Genomic DNA, 19,969 nt, shown 5'->3' with positions numbered 1-19,969 from the left:
AGTCCTCCTCGCCGACCTGGGGCTGGCACCCCTGCGGCGTGATCGTTGATGGGTGGTCATTTGAAAGAGCTCGCTCACCTCGCGGGCGCGCTAACACCGTTGCGAGGAAAGCGGGTTAGACCAAGGGGTAGATGTCTCCCTTTTCGTCGACGTGGAAGTCAACGTAGGCCAGATCCTCGGGGAGGGCTGGGGGCACGAGACCCTCTTTACGCATGGCGTTGCGTTGGGCCCGAAGGTCCGTGAGTTGGTGCCGGGCGTAGTCGTCCAGCTTCTCCTGCATCTCGACGTTGATAGCCCGCTGCTCCGGATCACGGACCATGCTGAGGGTGCGACGGGTGCCGTCTGCGAATTCGACCGCCTTCCGCGCCGCGCTGAGCACCTGTGCGTGGAGGCGGAACTCGTAGAGCTTCGCCTCGATGGTGCCCTCCGGCGGCTCCTCACTGAGCGGGACCTCCGCGGTGAACCACGTCACCGCATCCCAGACCGACACTTCCTGGCCGGGGAGCACCTCGATGCTGCCGGCGACACCGACCGGCATCAGCAGCGCGATCGGGGGCACCTTCAGCGCCTTGGCGAGTACGAGCAGATCGGCGATCTCCACGCTCGCGCGCCGACCGTTCTCCAGGTTGGCGATCACGGTACGCGGGATCTCGTAGCCGATCTCGGCGCACGCGTCAGCGAGTGCCTGAGCGCTCATCCCCCGTTCCTTGCGGTAGCGACGCACGGCATCCGCCACTCGCTCAGCCAGCCGTCCTCGCCAGTCCTTCTCCGTCATACCCACCACGTAACCACACCTTCCGCACAGGATCAAGCGCAATATGTGCAGCGAAGGCGCATTGATTGTGTTGCAGGAGCCCAATATCGCGCCTTGACTGTGCGCACAGGGTGTGTAGTGTTCCTGTTCCCCTGCGGGGGTTGGTGGTGGCACTGCCTGCGGTGACGCCCCTGAAAACGGGAGCAGCCCCCGGTGTTAGCGCACCGAGGGCCGCGAACGGCTCCCTGAATGACCACCCATCAAGCGATCAACCGGAGTGCGGCCTGCCAGGGCCGTATGCACTCCGGGGAGGGATTCCATGTACAAGCCTACGGGCACAGGACCGAGCGACGCACCCCCGTCTGGGCCTTTCTCCCGCCCCGGCCTGTCGGGGCCGGATGCCGGCACGCCGCTACCGATGCAGCACGACGCCGACGCCGAGATGGCCGTGCTCGGGGCGTGCATGTTCCAGAGCGAGGTCATCGACCGGATCCGCCAGGTCCTGGAGCCGGGAGACTTCTTCCAGCCAGCGCACACCACGATCTGGCACGCATTGCTGCAGCTACGGAAGGAGGGCGCGCCCACCGACGCGATCGCCCTCTCCCACCAGCTGACGTCCACGGGCGATCTCACCCGCGTCGGCGGCCCCCCGTACCTGCACACCGTGGCCTCCGCGGCATCGGTGGGCTCCGGCGCCGAGTACTACGCCGACATCGTGCGCCACCACGCCGACCTGCGGACAAGCCACAGCGGTGCGTGTCCTGCAGGGCGCCACCGCACCAGGAGCGGACCCAGCAGAAGTTCGCAGCCTGCTGACAGCCTCGCTGAGCGAGGCAGCCGACCGCGCCCGCCGCAGCTCGGGCGGACGGCTTCAGCGCTACGCCACCGATGGCTGGTCCTTCGTCACCGACACCCCCGCCAGTACGGCCCCCGTCTGGGGCACGCCGGGGAAGACGGCCTGGGCGTCGGGCGAGAGCCTGATGCTGGTCGGCCCGCCGGGAGTCGGGAAGTCCACCATCGCCCAGCAAATCGTCCTCGCCCGCCTCGGCCTGCTCGCCCAAGTCCTGGACATGCCCGTACAGCAGGGCGAGAAGGTCCTCTACATCGCCGCGGACCGGCCCAGCCAGCTCGCCCGCGCCTTCACCCGCGTCGTGGACCCAGCCCACCAGGACATCCTTCGGCAGCGCCTGGTCTTCTGGTCCGGCCCGCTGCCCGCGTCTCTCAACGCCGAGCCGCAGCTGCTCACCGAGCTGGCCGCCGAACACGGCGCGGACACCGTGGTGATCGACAGCCTCAAGGACGTGGTCGGCAAGCTCACCGATGACGAAGCCGGGCTCGCCTACAACAACGCCCGCCAGCAACTGCTGCGCGACGGCATCGAACTGCTCGAACTGCACCACCAGCGCAAGCAAGGCCCCGACGCCTCGCGCAACCAACGCCCCGTGCTGGACCAGGTCTACGGGTCGGCGTGGTTCACCGCCGGAGCGGGAAGCGTCCTCTTCCTCAACGGCGCGGCCGGCGACCCGGTGGTCCAGCTCCACCACCTCAAGACCGTCGACGACGAGATCGGCCCCCTGCCGGTCATCCACGACCACCCCCGTGGCACCTCCCACGTCGACACCAGCCTCGACCCGCTCACCCTGCTGCGCCAGGCAGGCACTCACGGGCTCACCGCCCGCCAACTCGCCACGCAGACAACCGGTGAAGCCAACCCCCGCCCCGCGGACCTCGCCAAAGCGAGGCGCCGCCTGGAAGCCCTCACCAAGAGCGGACACGCCGTCCAGGAGACCGGCGCCGGAGGCGGGGCAGGCGGAGGCCAGGCCACCCGCTGGACCGCCGCCACCCGCCACATCAGCGCCGTCTCCTAACCGGCCCGGCTCCGTACGCACCCCCGTATGCGGTCTCCCCCGCCGAGACCGCCCACGCGCCGCTCACACCGCCTACGGATCGAACAAAACTGCAGGTCAAACGCGTACGCAGCCCCGTACGGCGCTTCCTCGCCCCAGCGCCTACGCGCGACCCCCTCCTTGTAAAGGGGGTCGCGTAAGCGCCCCGCCTCAAGCCCCCCCGGAGAACCCCTTTGTCCACCACCGCAGCTCCAGCGCTCAAGCACCCGTCGGCAACACGGGCGACGGCCTGGGACCGCGCCGCGATCGTCGCCCTCGGCGGCGCCGGCTGCGCCCTGTCCTACGACGCCCTCCAGCAGATGGCCATCGCCATACACATCCGCGGATTCCTCACCTACCTGTTCCCCCTCGTGATCGACGGCTTCATCGCCTACGGCGTCCGCGCCCTCCTCGTCCTGCGCACCGCCACGTTCCGGGCTCGCCTCTATGTGTGGACGCTCATCGGTACCGCCACCGCCGCGAGCATCTGGGCCAACGCCCTCCATGCCGTCCGCCTCAACCAGCAGGGCGCCACGGGCGAACTGCACTTGGGAGACGCCACCGTCGGTGTCCTGTCCACCATCGCCCCGCTCGCCCTGGCCGGAGCGGTCCATCTCCACATCCTCGTCACCCGCGAAGCCGCCGACGAGAGAGCGTCGGAACCGGTCGCCGCGGTTCAGGACGCCGGAGTTCAGGGCGCGGTGGTTCAGGAGGCCAAGCACCGAGGCGGCCGTCCGGTCGACGCCACCCTGGACAAGCTCGTGGAAGTCGGCCGCATCGCCGCCGCCGAGCACGGACGCCTCTCCCGCGCGGTCGTCCTCAAAGCCATACGGGACAAGGGCCTCAAGGTCGGCGGCGAACGACTGACCGAGGTCATGAACATCCTGCGGACCGAACTCGAAGTCGCCGCTGACACCGGTTCGGACAGCGGCTGACCACCTGCCCCACCGGGTGACCGGAACCCTTCCGGTCACCCGGTGGGTCGGTCACCGCCCCGCTCGGGGTCCGCTTATCCCCACCTGTGGACAGGGCGCTGACCATCCGCACTCCGCAGGACCTTCCCTGCCGGCCGACCTGCCCTCCCCGCCCCTTCCGGAGAACCACCAGTGACACACGACCAGCACCACATCGAAGATGCCCCCGACGAGCCGATGCCACTGACGAAGTCCCCTAAGCTGATGGACCGCCTGCGCCACGCGTTCGGGCGGATTGCCCCTGGCGGAGCCAGTAGTACCCCGAGTCCGACTCAAGGCCGGTCTTCGGGGATCTCCGCCCCGGGGGTGGCGGAGACGGCCCAGCGCCAGGGGGCGCAGGACCAGGAGGTCGGGGCCGAGGGTGGCCCCGACCTGGACACGCTCCACGCCGTCCAGAGCGAGATCCTTCGCCCCTCCCGCGCTGCCGAGACCGCCGCCGGCGAGCCCGCCGTGAAGAGTGCCCAGCCCACGATCCGCCGCTTCACCGGCACCAAACGCACCGTTCGTGTCGGCCCCATGCTCTTCACCGATGACGAGGAAACCCGTCTCCAGGAGACGGCCATCGAGCACGGCTATAAGGGAAAGTCCGGCTTCGCCGCCGACGTCGTCCTCGCCTTCATCACCGGTCGGTTCACCGCGAACCTCCCCCTGTCTGAGGACCGCCGCCGCACGCACATCTTCCGCGCCCAGGTCCTACGTCAGCTCAACCGCATCGGCGTCAACGTCAACCAGATCGCCCGCGCCCTCAACAGCGATCTCACCCCGCCCGACCTGCGTCAGCGCCTCGACGAACTCCACGACCTACTTGAGTTGATCGCCGAGGCTCTGCGTCAGCCCGCCGACGTGACGGAGGACCTCGCCGCATGATCGCCGCCATCAAGGCGCCCGGCGCCAACACCCGTGGTCTGCTGGCCTACCTCTATGGCCGGGGCACCCACGACGAACACTTCGACCCGCACATCGTCGCCGGCTTCGCCATGCTTGGCATGCCCGACCCCGGCCGTGACGAGAACGCCACCTTGACCGAACTCGCCCGTCACCTCGACGAGCCCGTCCGTCTGCGCAACAGCGAGTTCGGCAAGAAGATCACCGATCAGGTCTGGCACTGCCCTGTCCGCGCCGCACCCGAGGACCGCTACCTCTCCGACGCTGAATGGGGCGAGATCGCCCAGCGCATCGTGGAGGCTGCCGGTATCGCTCCGGCCGGCGACGATCTGGCCTGCCGCTGGATCGCCGTCCGCCACGCGGACGACCACATCCACATCCTGGCTACCACCGTCCGCGAAGATGGCCGACGCCCCAAACTCCACGACAGCGGCATCCGCGTCGGCGACGAATGCCGCGAGATCGAGAAGGACTATGGACTGCGGCAATTGAAGAAGGGCGACCGGACCGGCACCCGTCGGCCTACCCAGGCCGAGATGCACAAGGCCGAACGGCTCGGATGGGAGCAGACGAGTCCGGAGTGGCTCCAGGGTCGCATTCGTGCCGCCATTCCCCATGTGACCAATGCAGAGGAATTCATCGCCTACCTCGAAGCCGACGGCATCGAGGTGCAGGTCCGGCGCGGCCCGTCAGGAGACCTACTGGGATATGTCGTTGGCCGCCCCGGCGACCTCAACGAGCAGGGTGAGCAGATCTTCCACCCCGGCGGAAAGATCTCCCCCGACCTCTCCCTGCCCAAGATCCAGGGCCGCCTTGAATCCAGCCAGCCGGAAGAGCACCCCACCGCCCGCCGCAACCAGCCGGACACCCCCTGGCACCAAGCCACCGGCGCCCTCGACACCCTCCACACCGATCTCACAGACGACGCACGAGCCCAGGCACACATCACCGCCCTCGGCGAACTGATCGAGGCCACCGCGCAGAAAGCCCCCGCCGACCTGCGCACCGAACTCCGGGCTGCCTCGAAGGCTTTCGCTCACGCCCAGCGCTCCCAGATCCGGGCGGAGGACCGAGCCGCCCACGCCCTGCGGTCCGCGGCCCGCGACATTGCCAACACCGCCACCGGCCCTGACGGTAGCGCCCTAGCCGCCCTGGTGGCGGCGCTCGTCTGGGCGGCGATCGTCGCCGGACGGTGGCACGAGGGCAAGGGCCACGCCCACCAGGCCGACGCCGCCCGCCAAGCCCTCCAGCACCTCCAGACCGCTGCCGACCAAGCTCTCGTTCCGGTGCTCGCCGAACTTGAACCCCGCCCGCCCAGGGAATCGGCACAACGCGTACTCGCCAGCGACATCCGGGCGGCAGTCCCTGACCAAGCCGACCGCATCCTCGCCGATCCCGCCTGGCTGGCCCTGGCCACCGTCCTCGCCGATGCCGAAGCCCTCGGCCACCAACCCCACCAGCTGCTCAAGGAGGCCACCGCCCAACGTGAACTGACCACCGCCCGCCAACCCGCCCGCGTCCTGATCACCCGCATCCAGCACACCAGCCGCAACCCCGCACCCAATCGCCGCGCCGAAGCCGCCCGCAGCCGTTCCGCCATGGCAACAGACATCACTTCGCGGCAGATCCAGGCCCCGCAGCACGTAGCGGCCACGCACCCCACCAGCCAGCAGCACCAACAGCGTCGCTGACACCGTGCACGACGAGCCTCCGATCCTGCACATGGCCGGATCGGAGGCTCGGGGCTCCAAGCTGTCGGCAGAGGTGATGTGGTTCAGGCTCGGCACGGCTGATGTCCTCCCCCACTCGTCGCGAAGAAGGACATCCGGCTTTCCTTTGCCGCCCTTCAGGCCGTACCCAGGAGACAGCGTGAAGGCCGGCCGACTAGCTGGCGAGTGTGGCGTCCAGGTACTCCTGCACCGGCCCGAACAAGCCGTACGGGACGTACTCGGGGATCTGGTCGTGAGCCACCCAGGCAAGCTCGGCCAGTTCCTCGGTGTCCGCGACATGCGCGGTTCCGCTGAGCACTTCGCAGGCGGTATAGGACATCAGCCTGCCCGTTGCCGGGTGGACACGCTCGCCCAGCAGTTCGACGGCGGAGACGTTCAGTCCGGTCTCCTCTTTGGTCTCCCGCACAGCGGCGTCCTCGCGGGTTTCGCCGGGCTCGACTTCGCCAGCCGGGAACTGCCAGGAGAGCTTCCCCTCGCTGATCCGGCGCCGGACCATCAGAACGCGTCCCTCGTGCACGATGATGGCCGCTGCAATGCCGGGTCGCTCATCGGCGGTCTGCTGCGTCACGTCTGCTCCTCCAGGACGGCAAGCACGGGTGGAAAGATCGTATCGACGGGGATGAAACGGGTCACCGCGTTTCTGGGAACCCACATCACGTCGATGTTCTCGACAGCATCGGAGTTGGTGGCCTGGCCCGCGAGGTACTCGCACAGGAAGTATTCGCACTGGACGCCGGTCACCGGGTGAAGCCGGTTTCCGAGATGCTGCCGGATCGCGCAGTGCACACCGGTCTCGTCCAGCGTTTCTCGCACGGTCGCTGTCTCGGCCCTGGCGCCTGGTTTGATCACGCCTGCCGGGAACTGCCAGCTGAGGCCCGTTGCGTCATCGTCTCGCCGGCAGACGAGCAGCACCTCGCTGTCACGTATGACCACGGCGATCGCGACACGCAGGGCCTGCGCACCTGCTGGGCCCGGTGCGGATGCGCCGCGTTCAGCGGAGACCAGGAGCGCGAACCGCTGTCGTGCCGTGGGCGGGGCTTTCTCGTGGACGGTGTCGAGGAGCTGTTGCATCTCCTTGCGCGGCACTACGGCCGGGTCGGCGTGCCAGGCCGCCACGGTCCGTACCGCGATGCCGAGCCGGGCCGCGAACTGTTCATTGGTAAGGCGCAGGGCGGACTGCAGCAGGCAGGCGTGGCGGCCATTCCAGAGTTCGATCACATCCACGTCTACCCCCTCCTTCGCCACCGTCCTCAGTGCAGGAACTTGCGCACGGAAGGTGCATTCCGGCTGCACTGGCGGTTCATGGCCGTCCCGTAGGTGACTCGGAAGAATGATGGTTGCCGGGGCGGAGCGAGCCACAGGAATCGCCCTGAGCGGCCAAGCCGACTGCGCCCAAGAGCGCCGGTCGACCAAGGGGAGAGTCTAGGTGAGCGAGCCCAACGAGTAGTCAGGCCAACGTACTTGGCTGAAACGAATCCCGGTTTTCAGCCCTACCGTGCGCCATCCGGTGTCCGCCATCCGAGGGAAGGCCCGAGCGCCCGGTCGAGCAAGTGGGCGCCGGTAACCTCAGCTACCTGGCGGCTGATCCGCCGTCAATCTCCATGCATACAAGCGAAAGGGACTCCATGGCTGAGGATCAGGCACACCCCGTTGAGCGCACGCTCGTCCTGCTCAAGCCCGATGCGCTGGTGCGTGGCCTGGCGGGAAGGATCATCACCCGTTTCGAGGAAGCCGCACTGAAGATCGTCGGCACCAAGATGAAGTGGATGGACGAGGAGTTCACCCGGCGCCACTACTTCGATCTTGAGGAGCGGCTGGGGTCGGAGGTCTACCGCGTCACGTCGACGTTCATGCAGCAGGGGCCGGTCATCGCGCTGGTGCTGGAAGGGTTCGACGCCATCGCCACGGTGCGGAAGATCGTCGGCAGCACGTACCCGAACCAGGCGCCGGCGGGGACGGTGCGAGGCGACTTCTCGCACTACAGCGCCGCGGGCAGCATCGCCTCGGGCAAGGCCGTGGCCAACCTCGTGCACGCCTCCGGCAACAAGGAGGAAGCGCAGCAGGAGCTTGAGCTGTGGTTCGACAAGGACGAGCTGCACGACTACAAGACCCTCGCGGAGATCTACACCTACTAGCGGCGGGTTACGGCGTCACCGCGGGGACGCCGATGCGTTGAGCACCACCAGTGCACGACCGAACTTCAGAGGGGAAACCATGACCATCCAGACCCGCCTGGCCTCCGCCGAGGAGCTGGAGTCCGTCTTCCAGCGCGAACTGACGACAGACCGGTGGGCCGCCACCGAGACCGCGTACGCCCTGGCCGTACGCCACCGCGACCTGGGCGACCGACCCAAGTCCCGTGAGTGGGTGCAGCAGTGCCTGCGACTCCTGGAGGGCTTCCCCAGCGACACCGAAGAGCAGGTGGCCACCAGCCGCACCTCGGTGGGCGGTGTCCAGCTCCCCACCTACCTGCACGAAGGCGTAGTCCGGGAACGCTTCGGCGACCTGGACTGACTAGTGATCCATCCGGCGGGGTGGTGAGCCGGGCCGAGTGACGGCCGCACCGCCCCGCCCCTGCCCCACAACCGAAGAAGCAGCAGCCGTCCGAACCGGCACCCACCCCCTTGGCGCCGGTCCGGCTGGCTCCGTCATGCCTGATTCAGGAGGCGATACGCCCATGCCCATCGAGATCGAGATGCGTGCCCGCTTCGGCAAGGAGACTCGTGACCAGCTCGTCGACCGTCTGCGGACGGACGGCAAGGACCTGGGCCCCGACGACAAGCACATCTACTTCTACGTACTGCCGGACCAGTTGCTGAAGGTCACCGACAACACGGCTGCCGGCACCGCCAAGATCACCCTCAAGGGAAGCAAGATCGGCCAGGGCGCCGCATTCGCGGAGACGGAGTTCGCCATCGCCCCGGCCGACGTGGGCGCCGCGGTGAAGCTGTTCAACGCTCTCGGGTTCGAGGGAGCGATGCACGAGGCGTCCAATCTTCGGCACAACTTCCGCTTCGAGGGTGTCGAGATCGCGGTCAAGTGGAGCGAGGCATGGGGATACCACGCCGAATTCGAGGTCCTGCTGGACGACGACGCCCCCGACGCCGCTCGTGCCGAGGCAGCCGCCAAGATCACGGATGTCGCCGATGAGCTGGGCGTCACCCTGATGACCGAGCAGGAGCTGGCCGAGTTCACCGCCGCCTTCGAAGCCGCTGAGAAGGAACGCAAGGAGCGCGAGCGGCAGACCGCGCCCATCCGGTAGGAGCACGTCACCGCGGAGACCACCGAGGGGGTGGGCACTGATGAGCACAACCCCAACGACCGCAAGCCTGATCGACCTGGCTGCCCGAGGGCAGCTACCACTCCACCAGTACATGGACCGGGCCACCATCGACTGGATCACCACCAATCGGCCTGACCTCCAGCCCTCACCACAATCGGCCCTTCGGCCGGTCGCGCAGTACCTCCTGCGGCGGACCGGATTACCACGCGACTGGATGGCCGAGCCCCGGCTGTACGACTCGATCCACGGCGTTCGGCACGCCATGCGCACCGCAGCACTGGCCGCCATCCTCGCCGAGGCGAACGGCTTGGACGATGCCGACACCACCACCGCCATCGTTGCCGCCGCCGTCCACGACTGCCAGCGCCATCACGACAAGGACGACCGCGGACACGGGGAACGCGCAGCGATCTGGCTCGCCGCCAACGCGGACACCGTCTGGGCCCGCTTCGACCTCACAGCCACACCGCGCCGCGTCACACGGGCCGCCACCGCCATCCGACTGCACGACGTGCCCTACGGCGCATTCAGCCCCGACGACCAGGCCGACTACCTGCGAACCCAGATCATCTGCGACGTAATGAAGGCTGCCGACGCCCTGGACCGCTACCGCCTGCCAAAGACCAGGTGGTGGCCGAACGCCCAGCACGTCAAAGAGCCCGCCTTCGACACGTTCCGCAGCCTCGCTTTCGACCTCGTGAGCATCTCCGAGAAGGCCCACCTTGCCGGCGCCCACAGCCCGGCGGCCGTCCTGTACGCGCTTGCGGAGAAGGAGCTGGCGTGACCATGGACTTTCTCGACGCCTACCACCTCTGGGCCGACGCCCACGCCTTCTACGACACCACCCTCATCCTCAGCCCTGCCAACACAAACGACCCGCTGGCCCAGCAGTCGGCCACCTGGGACGAGCGGCTCGCCGCCACACCGAACGGGCACCTGCTGCGGCAGAACTCCCTCTTCGACGCCCTCAACGGCAACGGCACACTGCACCTCCTCCACGTCACCCACGCCCTTGAACAGATCAACAAGCAAGGCGTCCTCTACCCGTCCGGCGGCTGCCTCGTCGGCAGCATCTACTGCGCCCCGCTCACGGCTACGGACCGGGGCCTGCGGATGCACAACCTGGCCGCTTACGTCCTGACCAAGGAGGCGCCGGCCTTCCTGGCCAAGCTCGGCGTCACCGACCGCGTACCCGCCCCGCTGATCTTCGAGATCAACACCCCACCGCAGGCGTACCAGGGGCTGGCGGGAGTGGACTATCTGCGACTGGGCCTCATCCACTTGCGGATCTACTGCCACCTCGAATACCTGCTGAGCAAGAGCGAGCGCCACCGCTTACGCGAGACCGTCGTGGCCAGGGTGAAGAACTCTGCCGCCTTCCTCGCCACCGCTGCGGCCGCGGCCTACCGAGGCGCGCACATCGCCGCCAGGCCCTTCCTCGGCCTGCTCGACGAGACCATCCCCCGCTTACCGATCCTCGGCTACCTGTACTTCGAGGCGCTGGCGGAGTACCTGATGCTCCACTCGACCTCGCAGCACACGCGGCGCCTGGCCGACATCGGAGAGCTGAACAACTGGCTGTACAAGGAGATACTCTTCGCCTCCTACCCGAACATGGCCGGCAAGTTCGACCTCGCGAAGTTCCGCCCCAGGCCCGGCCAGCTGGCCGACCTCATCCACCAGGTCGACCCGACCATCGAGATCAACCACGCGACCCACTACCTGGTCGAACGAATCAGCCACCTCGTCGCAGCCCGGCTCTTCACCCCAGGGGAGGCCCCCGAAGCTTGGCATCACACCCGCTGGGAATTCGACGCCCTCTCCACCCAGCTCGGCCCCCTGCTGGGCCACCTCATCCACCGGGAACTGCGCACCTTCGGCCGCTACCCCGACTTCTACTTCTACTTCGACCAGTACAAGGCCCTGCAAGCCTGGAACTACTGGAACCACATGGACATCGTCGCCCCGTTCAACGGCACGATGCCCAAGGGCGAGATCGGCATCAACCCTGCCTACCCCAACCTCGACTACCGCGTCTGGCGCGCCGAACAGGACGACGCCGGCCACCTCCATCCGGCCGAGCAGCTCGCCCTGACCATCGCCCCGCGGCTGGTGGACATCAAGTACACCCTCATGCGCAACAACCAGTGGACCGCCCCGGCACCCAGCGCCGCGTAACCACTGCCGCCTTCACCAACAGCTGCTCTGCTGCCTCTTCTTCCCAGGAGCCCCGCCATGAGTTACTTCAGCTTGCCCTCCGTCGACCTCCTCGGCGAGCAGATCGACGCCCTACTGAGCGACCCCTCCACCACCCACGGCCTGGCCCGAGCACTCCGCCACACAGCCAAGGAGATCGAACTCCACCGCTACCACCACGCCAGCCAGCGGGCTTGGCCCGACGGCCGCATCAACCGGAAGCCCTCCAAGGTCCAGATCGGCGGCGGAACCCACCGCATCGAGGGCTTCTTCAACATCGACGCCGTCCCGCCGGCGGACCTGCTCTGGGATGTCCGCGAAGGCATCCCCCTGAACGACGACACCGTCGAGCTGATCTTCTCCGAGCACTTCCTGGAGCACATCGACTACCCCCGCTCCGCCAAGAACTACGTCCGCGAGGCCCACCGCGCACTCACACCGGGCGGCAAGATCATCACCGGCGTCCCCGACGCCGCCTTCGCCCTCAGCCAGTACCCCGGGCCACTGAACCCCGCCGACGAGATGCTCGAACGCTGGTACGCCAAGCGCAACTGCCGCAACGACATCAACACCCGGCTCGACCTCGTCAACCTCGTCTTCCGCGACCAGGACGACGATCCCAAGTACACCCCGCACCTCTGGGCCTACGACTACGAGAAGCTCGTCCAGCTCTTCACCGAGGCCGGCTTCACCACCGTGGAGCCGTGGACCTTCGACCCCAAGATCGCCAACCCGAAGCGCCGTTGGGGAAGCGTGTACGTCATCGCCACGAAGTAGCGATGACGTAGCCCACAGACCACCCGGATAGCGACCTCCCCGGCCGCACTCCCCCTGAGGGCTGTCATACCGACAACGGTCGGCATGCGGCGCCCACGCACACACAGCCGTCCCCGCTGAGGGAGGCATCCTCCGTGAATCACGTCGGCCTGCCGCTCAGCGTTCTCCCCTCGCCTCAAGCCCCGGTCTGAAGTCCGTCGAAGGGTCTCCGGCATGCGCCTCCACAGCCAAAGCTTCCTTCTGGTACGCGATCCAACCTCTGTGCCGATCAGCCGTCGCCATCTCCAGGGTCTGGCGAAAAAGTGGGGGCTCCGCCTCGACGAGTCCTCCGATACCGCACTGACCGTCATCACCTCGGAACTGGTCACCAACGCGGTGCGGCACGGCACCGGCACGGTGCTCACCATCACGGTGTCCGCCAACCTCAGCCGACGGCGAATCCTCGTCGAGGTCTACGATGGTTCGCTCGTCCTCCCTGTTCCGCACTGGGCGGATTCGGAGGACGAGTCCGGGCGCGGTATGGCACTCATCGACCGCCTGTCCCTCTGCCACGGGGCCGAGCACACCACCTGCGGCAAATGCGTCTGGGCCGAGATCGCCATGCCCCCACAGCGAGTCATCCGTCAACGGCTCATTCTCCGCCCCCGACGGGCCGCCAGAGCTATCGCCCGCCGTTTGGGCCCAGCCCGCAAGCCCCTGACGACCGTACGCGTAGGAAGCCGTGCTGGTCACGGGCGCCATTCGTCGGCTGTTACGCGCATATCCTCAGCCCTGCGGCCTGATCGCGAGCACCCGGCGCAGATCCGTGACACCCGGGAGGCCCTCCGTGGCAGCTGAAGCTGGGGGCCTCTGGGCGGTGGATAGATGGACTGGGCGTCGCGCCCGCGACGCGGATAGCACCCTATGGCCAAGGGCACGGGACGCGACGCAATCGTGCGTAACCACCTGGCACGATCTCGCAGGCCCCCGGCGGAAGAGCACCACATGGCGATCATGGTTGCTTCCTGACTATGACAAGCAGCTGCCACACCGGCGATGGGCGACGAGAGTCGTATCCCCCTCCGTGGCCTGCACAGGGCGCGTTGGACCTATGTCCTCCCACAGCCCCTTCGCGGGCTGTGGGATCCATCCCCACCCTGCGTCTCGATGGCTCTGCTCCGGATGGTGGTTGCACGCGTCCGGAAGGTGAGCCACCCCGTGTGGAGAGATCAGAACCGAGCCCAACACGACGGCCGCGCCATGGCTGGTGACCAGCGAGTCAGCCGCGCGTGACCGTCCGCATGTGGACGAGGTCCGAGGAAGCCGGGCCTCAGATACGCGGCTGTGACAGAGCCGGCCCCTCGACCGGGCATCCGGCACTCACCGGAGCCAAGCTGGCCCAAGATCTCGCGATCGCGGCAGAGGATCTGGCTGCCGCCTGCACGTATCTGGTGGGCGAGGACCTGATCACGGTCGACTGGACCGCGGGCAATACGCCGGCCATGGTCACGCTGACGCACCAAGGCATCCGGTGTATGGAGGCCGAAGAAGAGCGCAGTTGACGCCCTGCTCAGGCGGCGTCCGAACCGGGAGCACGTGCCCCTATCGGCGGAGGCCCGGAGGAACAACCCATCCGGCCGTTAGTGCTTTTCCTCTGCGAGGGGAACCGGTGAAGCATGGCTGGCACCTTCACCACACGCACCCTCGACATTGCAACCGGCGCCACGGAGACCATGCACGACCTGACGAACGCATGCTCCGCGTTCCTCCGGGAGGTCGCTCACGGGCGAAACGGACTGCTGAACGTCTTCACCCCCGACGCGACGTCCGGCCTGGCCATCATCGAGACCGGCGCGGGCAGTGACGATGACCTGCTGGCGGCGCTTCGCGACATTCTTCCCGCGGACGGCCGTTGGCGGGACCGCCACGGCGGTCCAGGCCACGGCAGCGGCCACGTACTCCCGGCTCTGGTCCCGCCACACGCCACGTTGCCCGTAGTCGACGGTGAGCTGGTGCTGGGGACCTCGCAGTCCGTCGTGCTGGTGAACACCGACCGGGACAGCCCCGAACGCCAAGTCCGGCTGTCCTTCCTCAGCTGACCGGACGGCCCACGCCGTCCTGCGGCTGAGGGCCCCCTTGTGGCAGCCGATGTCACACGAGACGTCCGGCTGCCCGCGCGGGAGGCTCTGCCCCTTCGCGGTTCTCGGGCCGACTGCTCCAAGGTCTTCTCTGTCGTGCACCCACGTCGCTCCGCATCGGTCCAGCGGGCCTTACCGGGAGTAAGCTGGAATTACCGAGGGCACTCCGCACACCAGCTCCCATGCTCGTGTCGTTTTCGGCGATTCACGACACCGGGCCGATCACGGTTGGCCCGGGGCAGGGTCCGCGTCATGACCACGACCATTGCGTATACGCCGGCGGTCGAAGACCGGACCGCTTCGCTGCCCCTGCGACTCGTGCTGGCGCCGGCCGGCAGTGCTCCGGCTCTGCTCGACGGTGCGTGGTGGCCCCGCTCCCGTGACCTCGCGGCGGAACTGCCCGCACTGACGGCCGTCCTCGACCCACTGTGGGGGCGGATCACCCATGCCACGGTGAACCCCACGTTCTGGCCGGTCATCCCACGGAAGGTGCCCGTCGACGGGCATGTGGTGGGTGTCGGCTGGTTCAAGGCCGAGCAAGATCCCCACAAGCTGCTGCTGTTCTCCTACACCGTCGGCCGTTGGGACCTCCTGGTGATCCCTCCGGAGACCAGCCCCGCCACGGCCGCCCGGCTCATGGCCGAGGCCGCCGATCCGCGGTGCACCCTCACCGCGAGCGCCCTGATGGACGAAGCGGAGCAACGCCGGATCGCGGAGGAGATGGAACTGTCCCTGGTCTCGGTCTGGGACTCCGAAGGCGGCCATGGCGCAAGCCTGCCGACCTCACGTTCACCCGCCCAAGCAGCCATTGCCCAGGTACCAGATGCCACGAAAGGTGCCTGAGCATCGTGTCAGTCATCGGGAGCGCGACGTCGGTCCCGCAGCCTGATCCGGAGGAAAGCTCCAGGCCAACCAGCCTGGGGCTTATCTCTTATCCGGACCTTTCCACCGCACGCCACGCCATTGAGCCGGCGGCCCTGAAGGAGAGACTGACACGCCGCCACTGGCTCAATGAGCCCTCTGGCCCGGTTGGCCGGGTCACTCTGTGCGAGTCGATCACGGTGGTTTCCGGAGCCCGCGTGCACAGTCGCATGAGGGGGTCTGCCAGTCCTTGCGCGGCCGGCGGCCGCCGAGCAAGGCGTGAACTTGTGCTCCGGCCCCTCACCGAGCGGGAGGAGCCGAAGGGCCGCAACGGACTCGAACACTCCGACCGTGGAGTGCGGCAGGGCCTCGTTGCCTCCCGCCCGCACTCAGTCATTCACGGACCGGCTCACCTTCCCCTCCCCCTCATCCAGACCCGCGCGCAGTGCTACCGGAGCCAAGCCACCGAAGTCGAACGCCAGGCCGCTCGGTGACCGACCCGTTGGAGACGGCCGGCATGGCGGGTGACGTCGCAACGAGGCTGCTTGGTGAAAGGGCATGGGTATGGCGGCAGGTGAGCGGGAGGCGGACACGGGCGCCGTGGACCGGTCGGAAGGGTTCGGCGAGCGACTGCTGGGGGTGCTGCTGGACCGAGCGCACGAGATGCCGCCGCAGTTGATCGCCCCGCTGGTCGCGGAAGAGGTGGCGAGGGTCGGCGGCCATCACGTCTCGATCCTCCTCCAGGACTATGCGCAGTTGCTGCTGGTGCCGCTGCCAGGTAGGCGGCTGACCGTCGGCCGGCCCGAGCTGATCGATGACTCGCACGCGGGCACGGCCTTCCTGTGCGGGGCCCCTGTCGAGGTATCGCAGGACGACGGCGTTCGGATGTATCTGCCGTTGCTGGACGGCAGCGACCAGGTGGGTGTGCTGGCTCTCACCATGGACACCGTCGATGACGATGACCGGCGCTTGTTGCGCAGACTCACCGGCCTCGTCGCCGACATGCTGGTCACCAAGCACAGCTACACCGACCAGTTCTTCCTCGCCCGGCGCCGCGAACCGATGAGCGTGGCCGCGGAGATCCAGTGGTCCCTGCTGCCGCCGCTGGCGATGTCCGTCCCGCAGGTCGCGGTGGCGGGAATCCTGGAGCCCGCCTACAACGTGGCAGGCGACAGCTTCGACTACGCCCTCAACGAGGACATCCTGCATGTGGCCATGGTCGATGCGATGGGCCACGGCCTGGATGCCGCCACCATGGCGACCGTCGCCATCGGCGCCTACCGGCACGCCAGACGCGCCGAAGTCGGTCTGTCCGAGATCTACGCGTTCATGGACCGGGCCATCGCCGAGCAATTCGGACCCGACCACTTCGTCACCGCGCAGATGATGCGCCTCAACATCACAACGGGCCATCTGCAGTGGGTCAACGCGGGCCACCCCGCACCGCTGCTGATCCGCAACCGCCAGGTCGTCCGGCAACTGGAGAGCCCGACCACCTTGCCGGTCGGCTTCGGTGGTGAAGAGCCCCAGATCAGCGAGCAGATGCTCCAACGCGGCGACCGGGTGCTGTGCTTCACCGACGGCCTGATCGAGGAGCACGAAGCCGGCGAAGAGCAGTTCGGCGAGGAACAACTCATCCACTGGGTCAACCGCATCGAGCACTCAGGGAAGGGGCCGCGGGCGGTGGTGCGCTCGCTCTCCCACACCCTGAAACAGGAGCGGGGCGGGAGCACCAGCGACGACGCAACCCTCTTCCTGATCGAGTGGCGCGGGGGCGCCGCCGACCACCTCGCCGTCCTGGAGTGAGCCGACAGCCGCACCACCATGCGATGGCTGTACCGGGCCAGCTCTCCCGCCGCGGCGTCTTTGCTGGCCAGACAGGATGCCCCAAAAGCCCACCTGATTCCCAAGCTCAGAGCGCGGGTTCGATTCCCGTCACCCGCTCCATAGTTGAGGCCCAGGTCAGCGACCTGGGCCTTGTTTATTGTCTGGACCTCTCGAAGGCCGCGTGCCCTCCTCGTGCCCTAACTCACGGAAAGGGGCCGGCTGGAGGGGATCGGACCACCTGCGGCACATGCGTCTGGGCGGAGATCGCCATGCCCCCGCAGCGAGCCACCGGCCAGCACATCATCCTCCACCCCCGATGGGCCGCCCGAGCTGTCGCACACCGTTCAGGTCACCGGCACGTCCTGGTCGGCAGGCCGCAAAGCACCGACACAGCCACGGGGAGGTGGCTACACGTGGAAGGGGACCGTGGTGATGACGATCTTCGGCAGTGGGCGCAGGGCGTGCCGCAGCCGTGGGGCGATCCTGCTGTGCAGCAGGCGGTAACGCCGGCGCATGGTGACGATCTCCGGCACGATGACCGTCACGGTGAGGTCCGGGCGCTTCGCGTGCAGGGCTTCGATGTAGTGGACGAGTGGTGCGACGATCGCGCGATAGGGGGAGACCACGACTTCCAGCGGGAGGTGGTCGCCCCACAGGGTCCAGTACTGGCGGAAGCGTTCGGCCTCGTCCTCTTCGGGGCTGACGTGGAGGGCGAGTACGGGCTGGTGGAGCGAGGCGGCGTAGGCCAGTGCGCGCATGCCGGCCAGGTCCATGGCCGCGATGGGGACGACCGACAGGTGGCGGATCTCCTGGGGTGTCTCCTCGTCCTCTTCTTCCGTCCGGGCGTCGGGAAGTGCCGTGGGGGACTGCGGAGTTGTCGCCGCGGACGGTGCCGCGTCGGGACCGGGGCGGGCCGGGAGGGTGGGGGTGGGCAGCTCGATGGCGTGCGGGTGCAGACGAAGAGCCTTGCCCACGGTCTCGTAGTGGTGCCGGATGCGCATCGTCACCACGAGGAACAGTCCGACGGCGAGCACGGCGACCCATGCGCCCTCGGTGAACTTGGTGAGGCCGGCGGTGAGGAAGACGACGGCCGACAGCAGGGCGCCGGTGGCGTTGAAGAACAGGCTCTTGCGCCAGTGGCGGTCACGCAGGCGCCACCAGTGGACCACCATTCCGGCCTGGGACAGGGTGAAGGCCAGGAAGACGCCGACCGCGTACAGCGGGATCAGGGACGCGGTCGTGCCGTTGAAGGCCACGTAGACCAGCGTCGCCGCGATCGTCAGCAGAATGATCCCGTTGCTGAAGGCGAGGCGGTCGCCCAGGCGCAGAAAGAGCTGTGGGGCGTGTCGGTCGCGGGCGAGCAGGAACAGCACGCGGGGGAAGTCGTTGTAGGCGGTGTTCGCCGCGAGCAGCAGCACCGCGGCCGTGGCGGCCTGTGTGAGGGCGTACAGCGGTCCGGAGCCGAAGCTGTGGTGGGCGAGTTGGGAGAGGACCGTCTCCTGGGTGCCGGGCACGACGCCGTCGAGTCGGACCATGGCGATCGTGCCGGCGAACAGCGCGATGAGCAGGCCGATCATCCAGGTCAGCGTGGTACGGGCGTTGCGCCACTCCACGGGCTTGAATGCCGGCACCGCGTTGGAGATCGCCTCGATACCGGTCATCGCCGTGGCCCCGGAGGCGAAGGCGCGCGTCACCAGCAGTACACCGACGCTCTCCGTGGCGTTCAGGTGCGGAGCCGCAGTGGGGTGGAAACCGCGCCCGGCGGCGTCGACGAGGCCCACGGTGACGAGCGCGAACACCGCGATGATGAAGGCGTAGGTCGGCGCGGCGAACAGTGCGCCGGCCTGCCGGATGCCTCGCAGGTTCCCGGCGAGCAGCAGGGCGATCACACCGACGCCGATCGGGACCGCGTCGGTGGCGAGTGAGGGAACCGCCGAGGTGATCGCCGCCACCCCGGAGGCGATCGACACGGCGACCGTGAGGATGTAATCGGTCATCAGGCCGGCGGCGGCGATCAGTCCGGGAACGCGGCCCAGATTGTCGCTGGCGACGATGTACGAGCCGCCGCCGTGCGGATACGCGCGGATCGTCTGGCGGTACGACACCCCCACCGCCAGCATCAGGAAGGCGATCGTGGCGGCGATCGGCACGGAGCAGGCCAGTCCCGCCGCGCCGCCGAGCACGAGGACGGCGAGCATGGCCTCGGGCCCGTAGGCAACCGAGGAGAGCGCGTCGGCGGACAGGACGGGCAACGCCACCAGCTTGCGCATCCGCTCCTGCGCGATCGCCGTGCTTTTCAGGGCGGCCCCCAGGACGACGCGTCGCACGTGGTAGCCGAAGCGGCCCAGTCGGCCGGGCGGCAGCTCTCCCGCGGCCTCGCCGGGGGCGGGCGGCCGCCCGCCGAGAGGCGAGACGCTGACCAGACGACCCCACCCGACAGGCTGGATCTCCGCGGGGGACGGAAAACGGCCCAGATCGGAATCCACGGGCAGCGCCCGGTGCCACGCCTCGGGAGCCGACACCCGCCCCCATTCACGCCCCACCCGACGCAGCAGCCCCAGCTGCTCCTCGTCGAGCCCCGGCAAGACGGCCGAAGGGCTCAGCGCGCCGGAGTCCCGGCCCTCTCCACCGCCATCACTCTGCACATGCGACACGTGACGTAGTGTCACCTATTGGTGC

Annotated in this window: 19 protein-coding genes and 1 pseudogene; 16 read left to right on the top strand and 4 right to left on the bottom strand. The window is 68.2% G+C overall.

Features of this window, described 5'->3' with window-relative positions; translation table 11 throughout:
• Positions 1–115 precede the first annotated feature (115 nt).
• The gene (locus MOV08_RS22325; RefSeq protein WP_073446489.1) at positions 116–775 is read right to left on the bottom strand and encodes a helix-turn-helix domain-containing protein; all 660 of its coding nucleotides are present in this window, start codon (positions 773–775) and stop codon (positions 116–118) included.
• Positions 776–1,073: 298 nt separating this feature from the next.
• On the opposite strand from MOV08_RS22325, the pseudogene MOV08_RS43865 reads away from it, so the two are divergent.
• From MOV08_RS43865 to MOV08_RS22300, 5 genes and pseudogenes are all read left to right on the top strand, one after another.
• Positions 1,074–1,415: pseudogene (locus MOV08_RS43865) on the top strand (DnaB-like helicase N-terminal domain-containing protein); the annotation flags it as partial.
• A 91-nt stretch (positions 1,416–1,506) separates the two neighbouring features.
• A complete protein-coding gene (locus MOV08_RS22315; RefSeq protein ID WP_275308655.1) occupies positions 1,507–2,622 on the top strand; it encodes an AAA family ATPase in 1,116 nt (371 codons plus the stop codon).
• A 212-nt stretch (positions 2,623–2,834) separates the two neighbouring features.
• Entirely contained in the window at positions 2,835–3,575 is a 741-nt protein-coding gene (locus tag MOV08_RS22310; RefSeq protein WP_275308654.1) for a DUF2637 domain-containing protein, read from the top strand.
• Positions 3,576–3,920: 345 nt separating this feature from the next.
• Positions 3,921–4,481, top strand: coding sequence for a MobC family plasmid mobilization relaxosome protein (locus tag MOV08_RS22305; protein WP_102926880.1), 561 nt, complete (start codon positions 3,921–3,923; stop codon positions 4,479–4,481).
• Positions 4,478–6,190 (top strand): relaxase/mobilization nuclease domain-containing protein, encoded by a 1,713-nt coding sequence (locus tag MOV08_RS22300; RefSeq protein WP_275308653.1) that lies wholly within the window; start codon positions 4,478–4,480, stop codon positions 6,188–6,190. The genes MOV08_RS22305 and MOV08_RS22300 overlap by 4 nt, the downstream gene beginning before the upstream one ends.
• A gap of 193 nt (positions 6,191–6,383) precedes the next feature.
• Here the strand turns inward: MOV08_RS22300 and MOV08_RS22295 are convergent, their stop codons facing one another.
• The gene (locus tag MOV08_RS22295) at positions 6,384–6,797 is read right to left on the bottom strand and encodes an NUDIX hydrolase (RefSeq protein ID WP_275308652.1); all 414 of its coding nucleotides are present in this window, start codon (positions 6,795–6,797) and stop codon (positions 6,384–6,386) included.
• Positions 6,794–7,453, bottom strand: a complete 660-nt coding sequence (locus MOV08_RS22290) for an NUDIX hydrolase (RefSeq protein WP_275308651.1) — start codon at positions 7,451–7,453, stop codon at positions 6,794–6,796. The genes MOV08_RS22295 and MOV08_RS22290 overlap by 4 nt, the downstream gene beginning before the upstream one ends.
• 401 nt (positions 7,454–7,854) lie before the next feature.
• Here MOV08_RS22290 and MOV08_RS22285 point away from each other — a divergent pair, with 401 nt between their 5' ends.
• The 11 genes from MOV08_RS22285 (at position 7,855) to MOV08_RS22235 (ending at position 17,269) form a co-directional block, all read left to right on the top strand.
• Positions 7,855–8,364 (top strand): nucleoside-diphosphate kinase, encoded by a 510-nt coding sequence (locus tag MOV08_RS22285; RefSeq protein ID WP_275308650.1) that lies wholly within the window; start codon positions 7,855–7,857, stop codon positions 8,362–8,364.
• A gap of 79 nt (positions 8,365–8,443) precedes the next feature.
• Positions 8,444–8,743: a hypothetical protein gene (locus tag MOV08_RS22280; RefSeq protein ID WP_018088334.1), complete on the top strand. Its 300-nt coding sequence runs from the start codon at positions 8,444–8,446 to the stop codon at positions 8,741–8,743.
• Between the two features lie 163 nt (positions 8,744–8,906).
• Positions 8,907–9,491, top strand: coding sequence for a CYTH domain-containing protein (locus tag MOV08_RS22275; RefSeq protein ID WP_102926873.1), 585 nt, complete (start codon positions 8,907–8,909; stop codon positions 9,489–9,491).
• 40 nt (positions 9,492–9,531) lie between these two features.
• Positions 9,532–10,296 (top strand): hypothetical protein, encoded by a 765-nt coding sequence (locus MOV08_RS22270; RefSeq protein ID WP_275308649.1) that lies wholly within the window; start codon positions 9,532–9,534, stop codon positions 10,294–10,296.
• A gap of 2 nt (positions 10,297–10,298) precedes the next feature.
• Positions 10,299–11,690 (top strand): hypothetical protein, encoded by a 1,392-nt coding sequence (locus MOV08_RS22265; RefSeq protein ID WP_275311852.1) that lies wholly within the window; start codon positions 10,299–10,301, stop codon positions 11,688–11,690.
• Between the two features lie 57 nt (positions 11,691–11,747).
• Positions 11,748–12,485 (top strand): class I SAM-dependent methyltransferase, encoded by a 738-nt coding sequence (locus tag MOV08_RS22260; RefSeq protein WP_102926870.1) that lies wholly within the window; start codon positions 11,748–11,750, stop codon positions 12,483–12,485.
• 213 nt (positions 12,486–12,698) lie between these two features.
• Positions 12,699–13,322 carry an ATP-binding protein gene (locus MOV08_RS22255; RefSeq protein WP_275308648.1) on the top strand — a complete coding sequence of 208 codons (624 nt, stop codon included), beginning with the start codon at positions 12,699–12,701 and terminating at the stop codon, positions 13,320–13,322.
• A gap of 431 nt (positions 13,323–13,753) precedes the next feature.
• Positions 13,754–14,026, top strand: a complete 273-nt coding sequence (locus tag MOV08_RS22250) for a hypothetical protein (RefSeq protein WP_275308647.1) — start codon at positions 13,754–13,756, stop codon at positions 14,024–14,026.
• A gap of 114 nt (positions 14,027–14,140) precedes the next feature.
• Complete coding sequence (locus MOV08_RS22245) at positions 14,141–14,563, top strand: YjbQ family protein (RefSeq protein WP_102926867.1); 423 nt, start codon at positions 14,141–14,143, stop codon at positions 14,561–14,563.
• Between the two features lie 291 nt (positions 14,564–14,854).
• Positions 14,855–15,445, top strand: coding sequence for a DUF5994 family protein (locus tag MOV08_RS22240; protein WP_055583422.1), 591 nt, complete (start codon positions 14,855–14,857; stop codon positions 15,443–15,445).
• 582 nt (positions 15,446–16,027) lie between these two features.
• A complete protein-coding gene (locus MOV08_RS22235; protein WP_275308646.1) occupies positions 16,028–17,269 on the top strand; it encodes a PP2C family protein-serine/threonine phosphatase in 1,242 nt (413 codons plus the stop codon).
• A gap of 428 nt (positions 17,270–17,697) precedes the next feature.
• Here the strand turns inward: MOV08_RS22235 and MOV08_RS22230 are convergent, their stop codons facing one another.
• Positions 17,698–19,560, bottom strand: coding sequence for an APC family permease (locus MOV08_RS22230; RefSeq protein WP_275311851.1), 1,863 nt, complete (start codon positions 19,558–19,560; stop codon positions 17,698–17,700).
• Between the last annotated feature and the right edge of the window lie 409 nt (positions 19,561–19,969).

Source organism: Streptomyces yunnanensis (assembly GCF_029011865.1).
Lineage (GTDB): Bacteria > Actinomycetota > Actinomycetes > Streptomycetales > Streptomycetaceae > Streptomyces > Streptomyces yunnanensis.
This window is presented reverse-complemented; position numbering and strand designations above follow the sequence as displayed.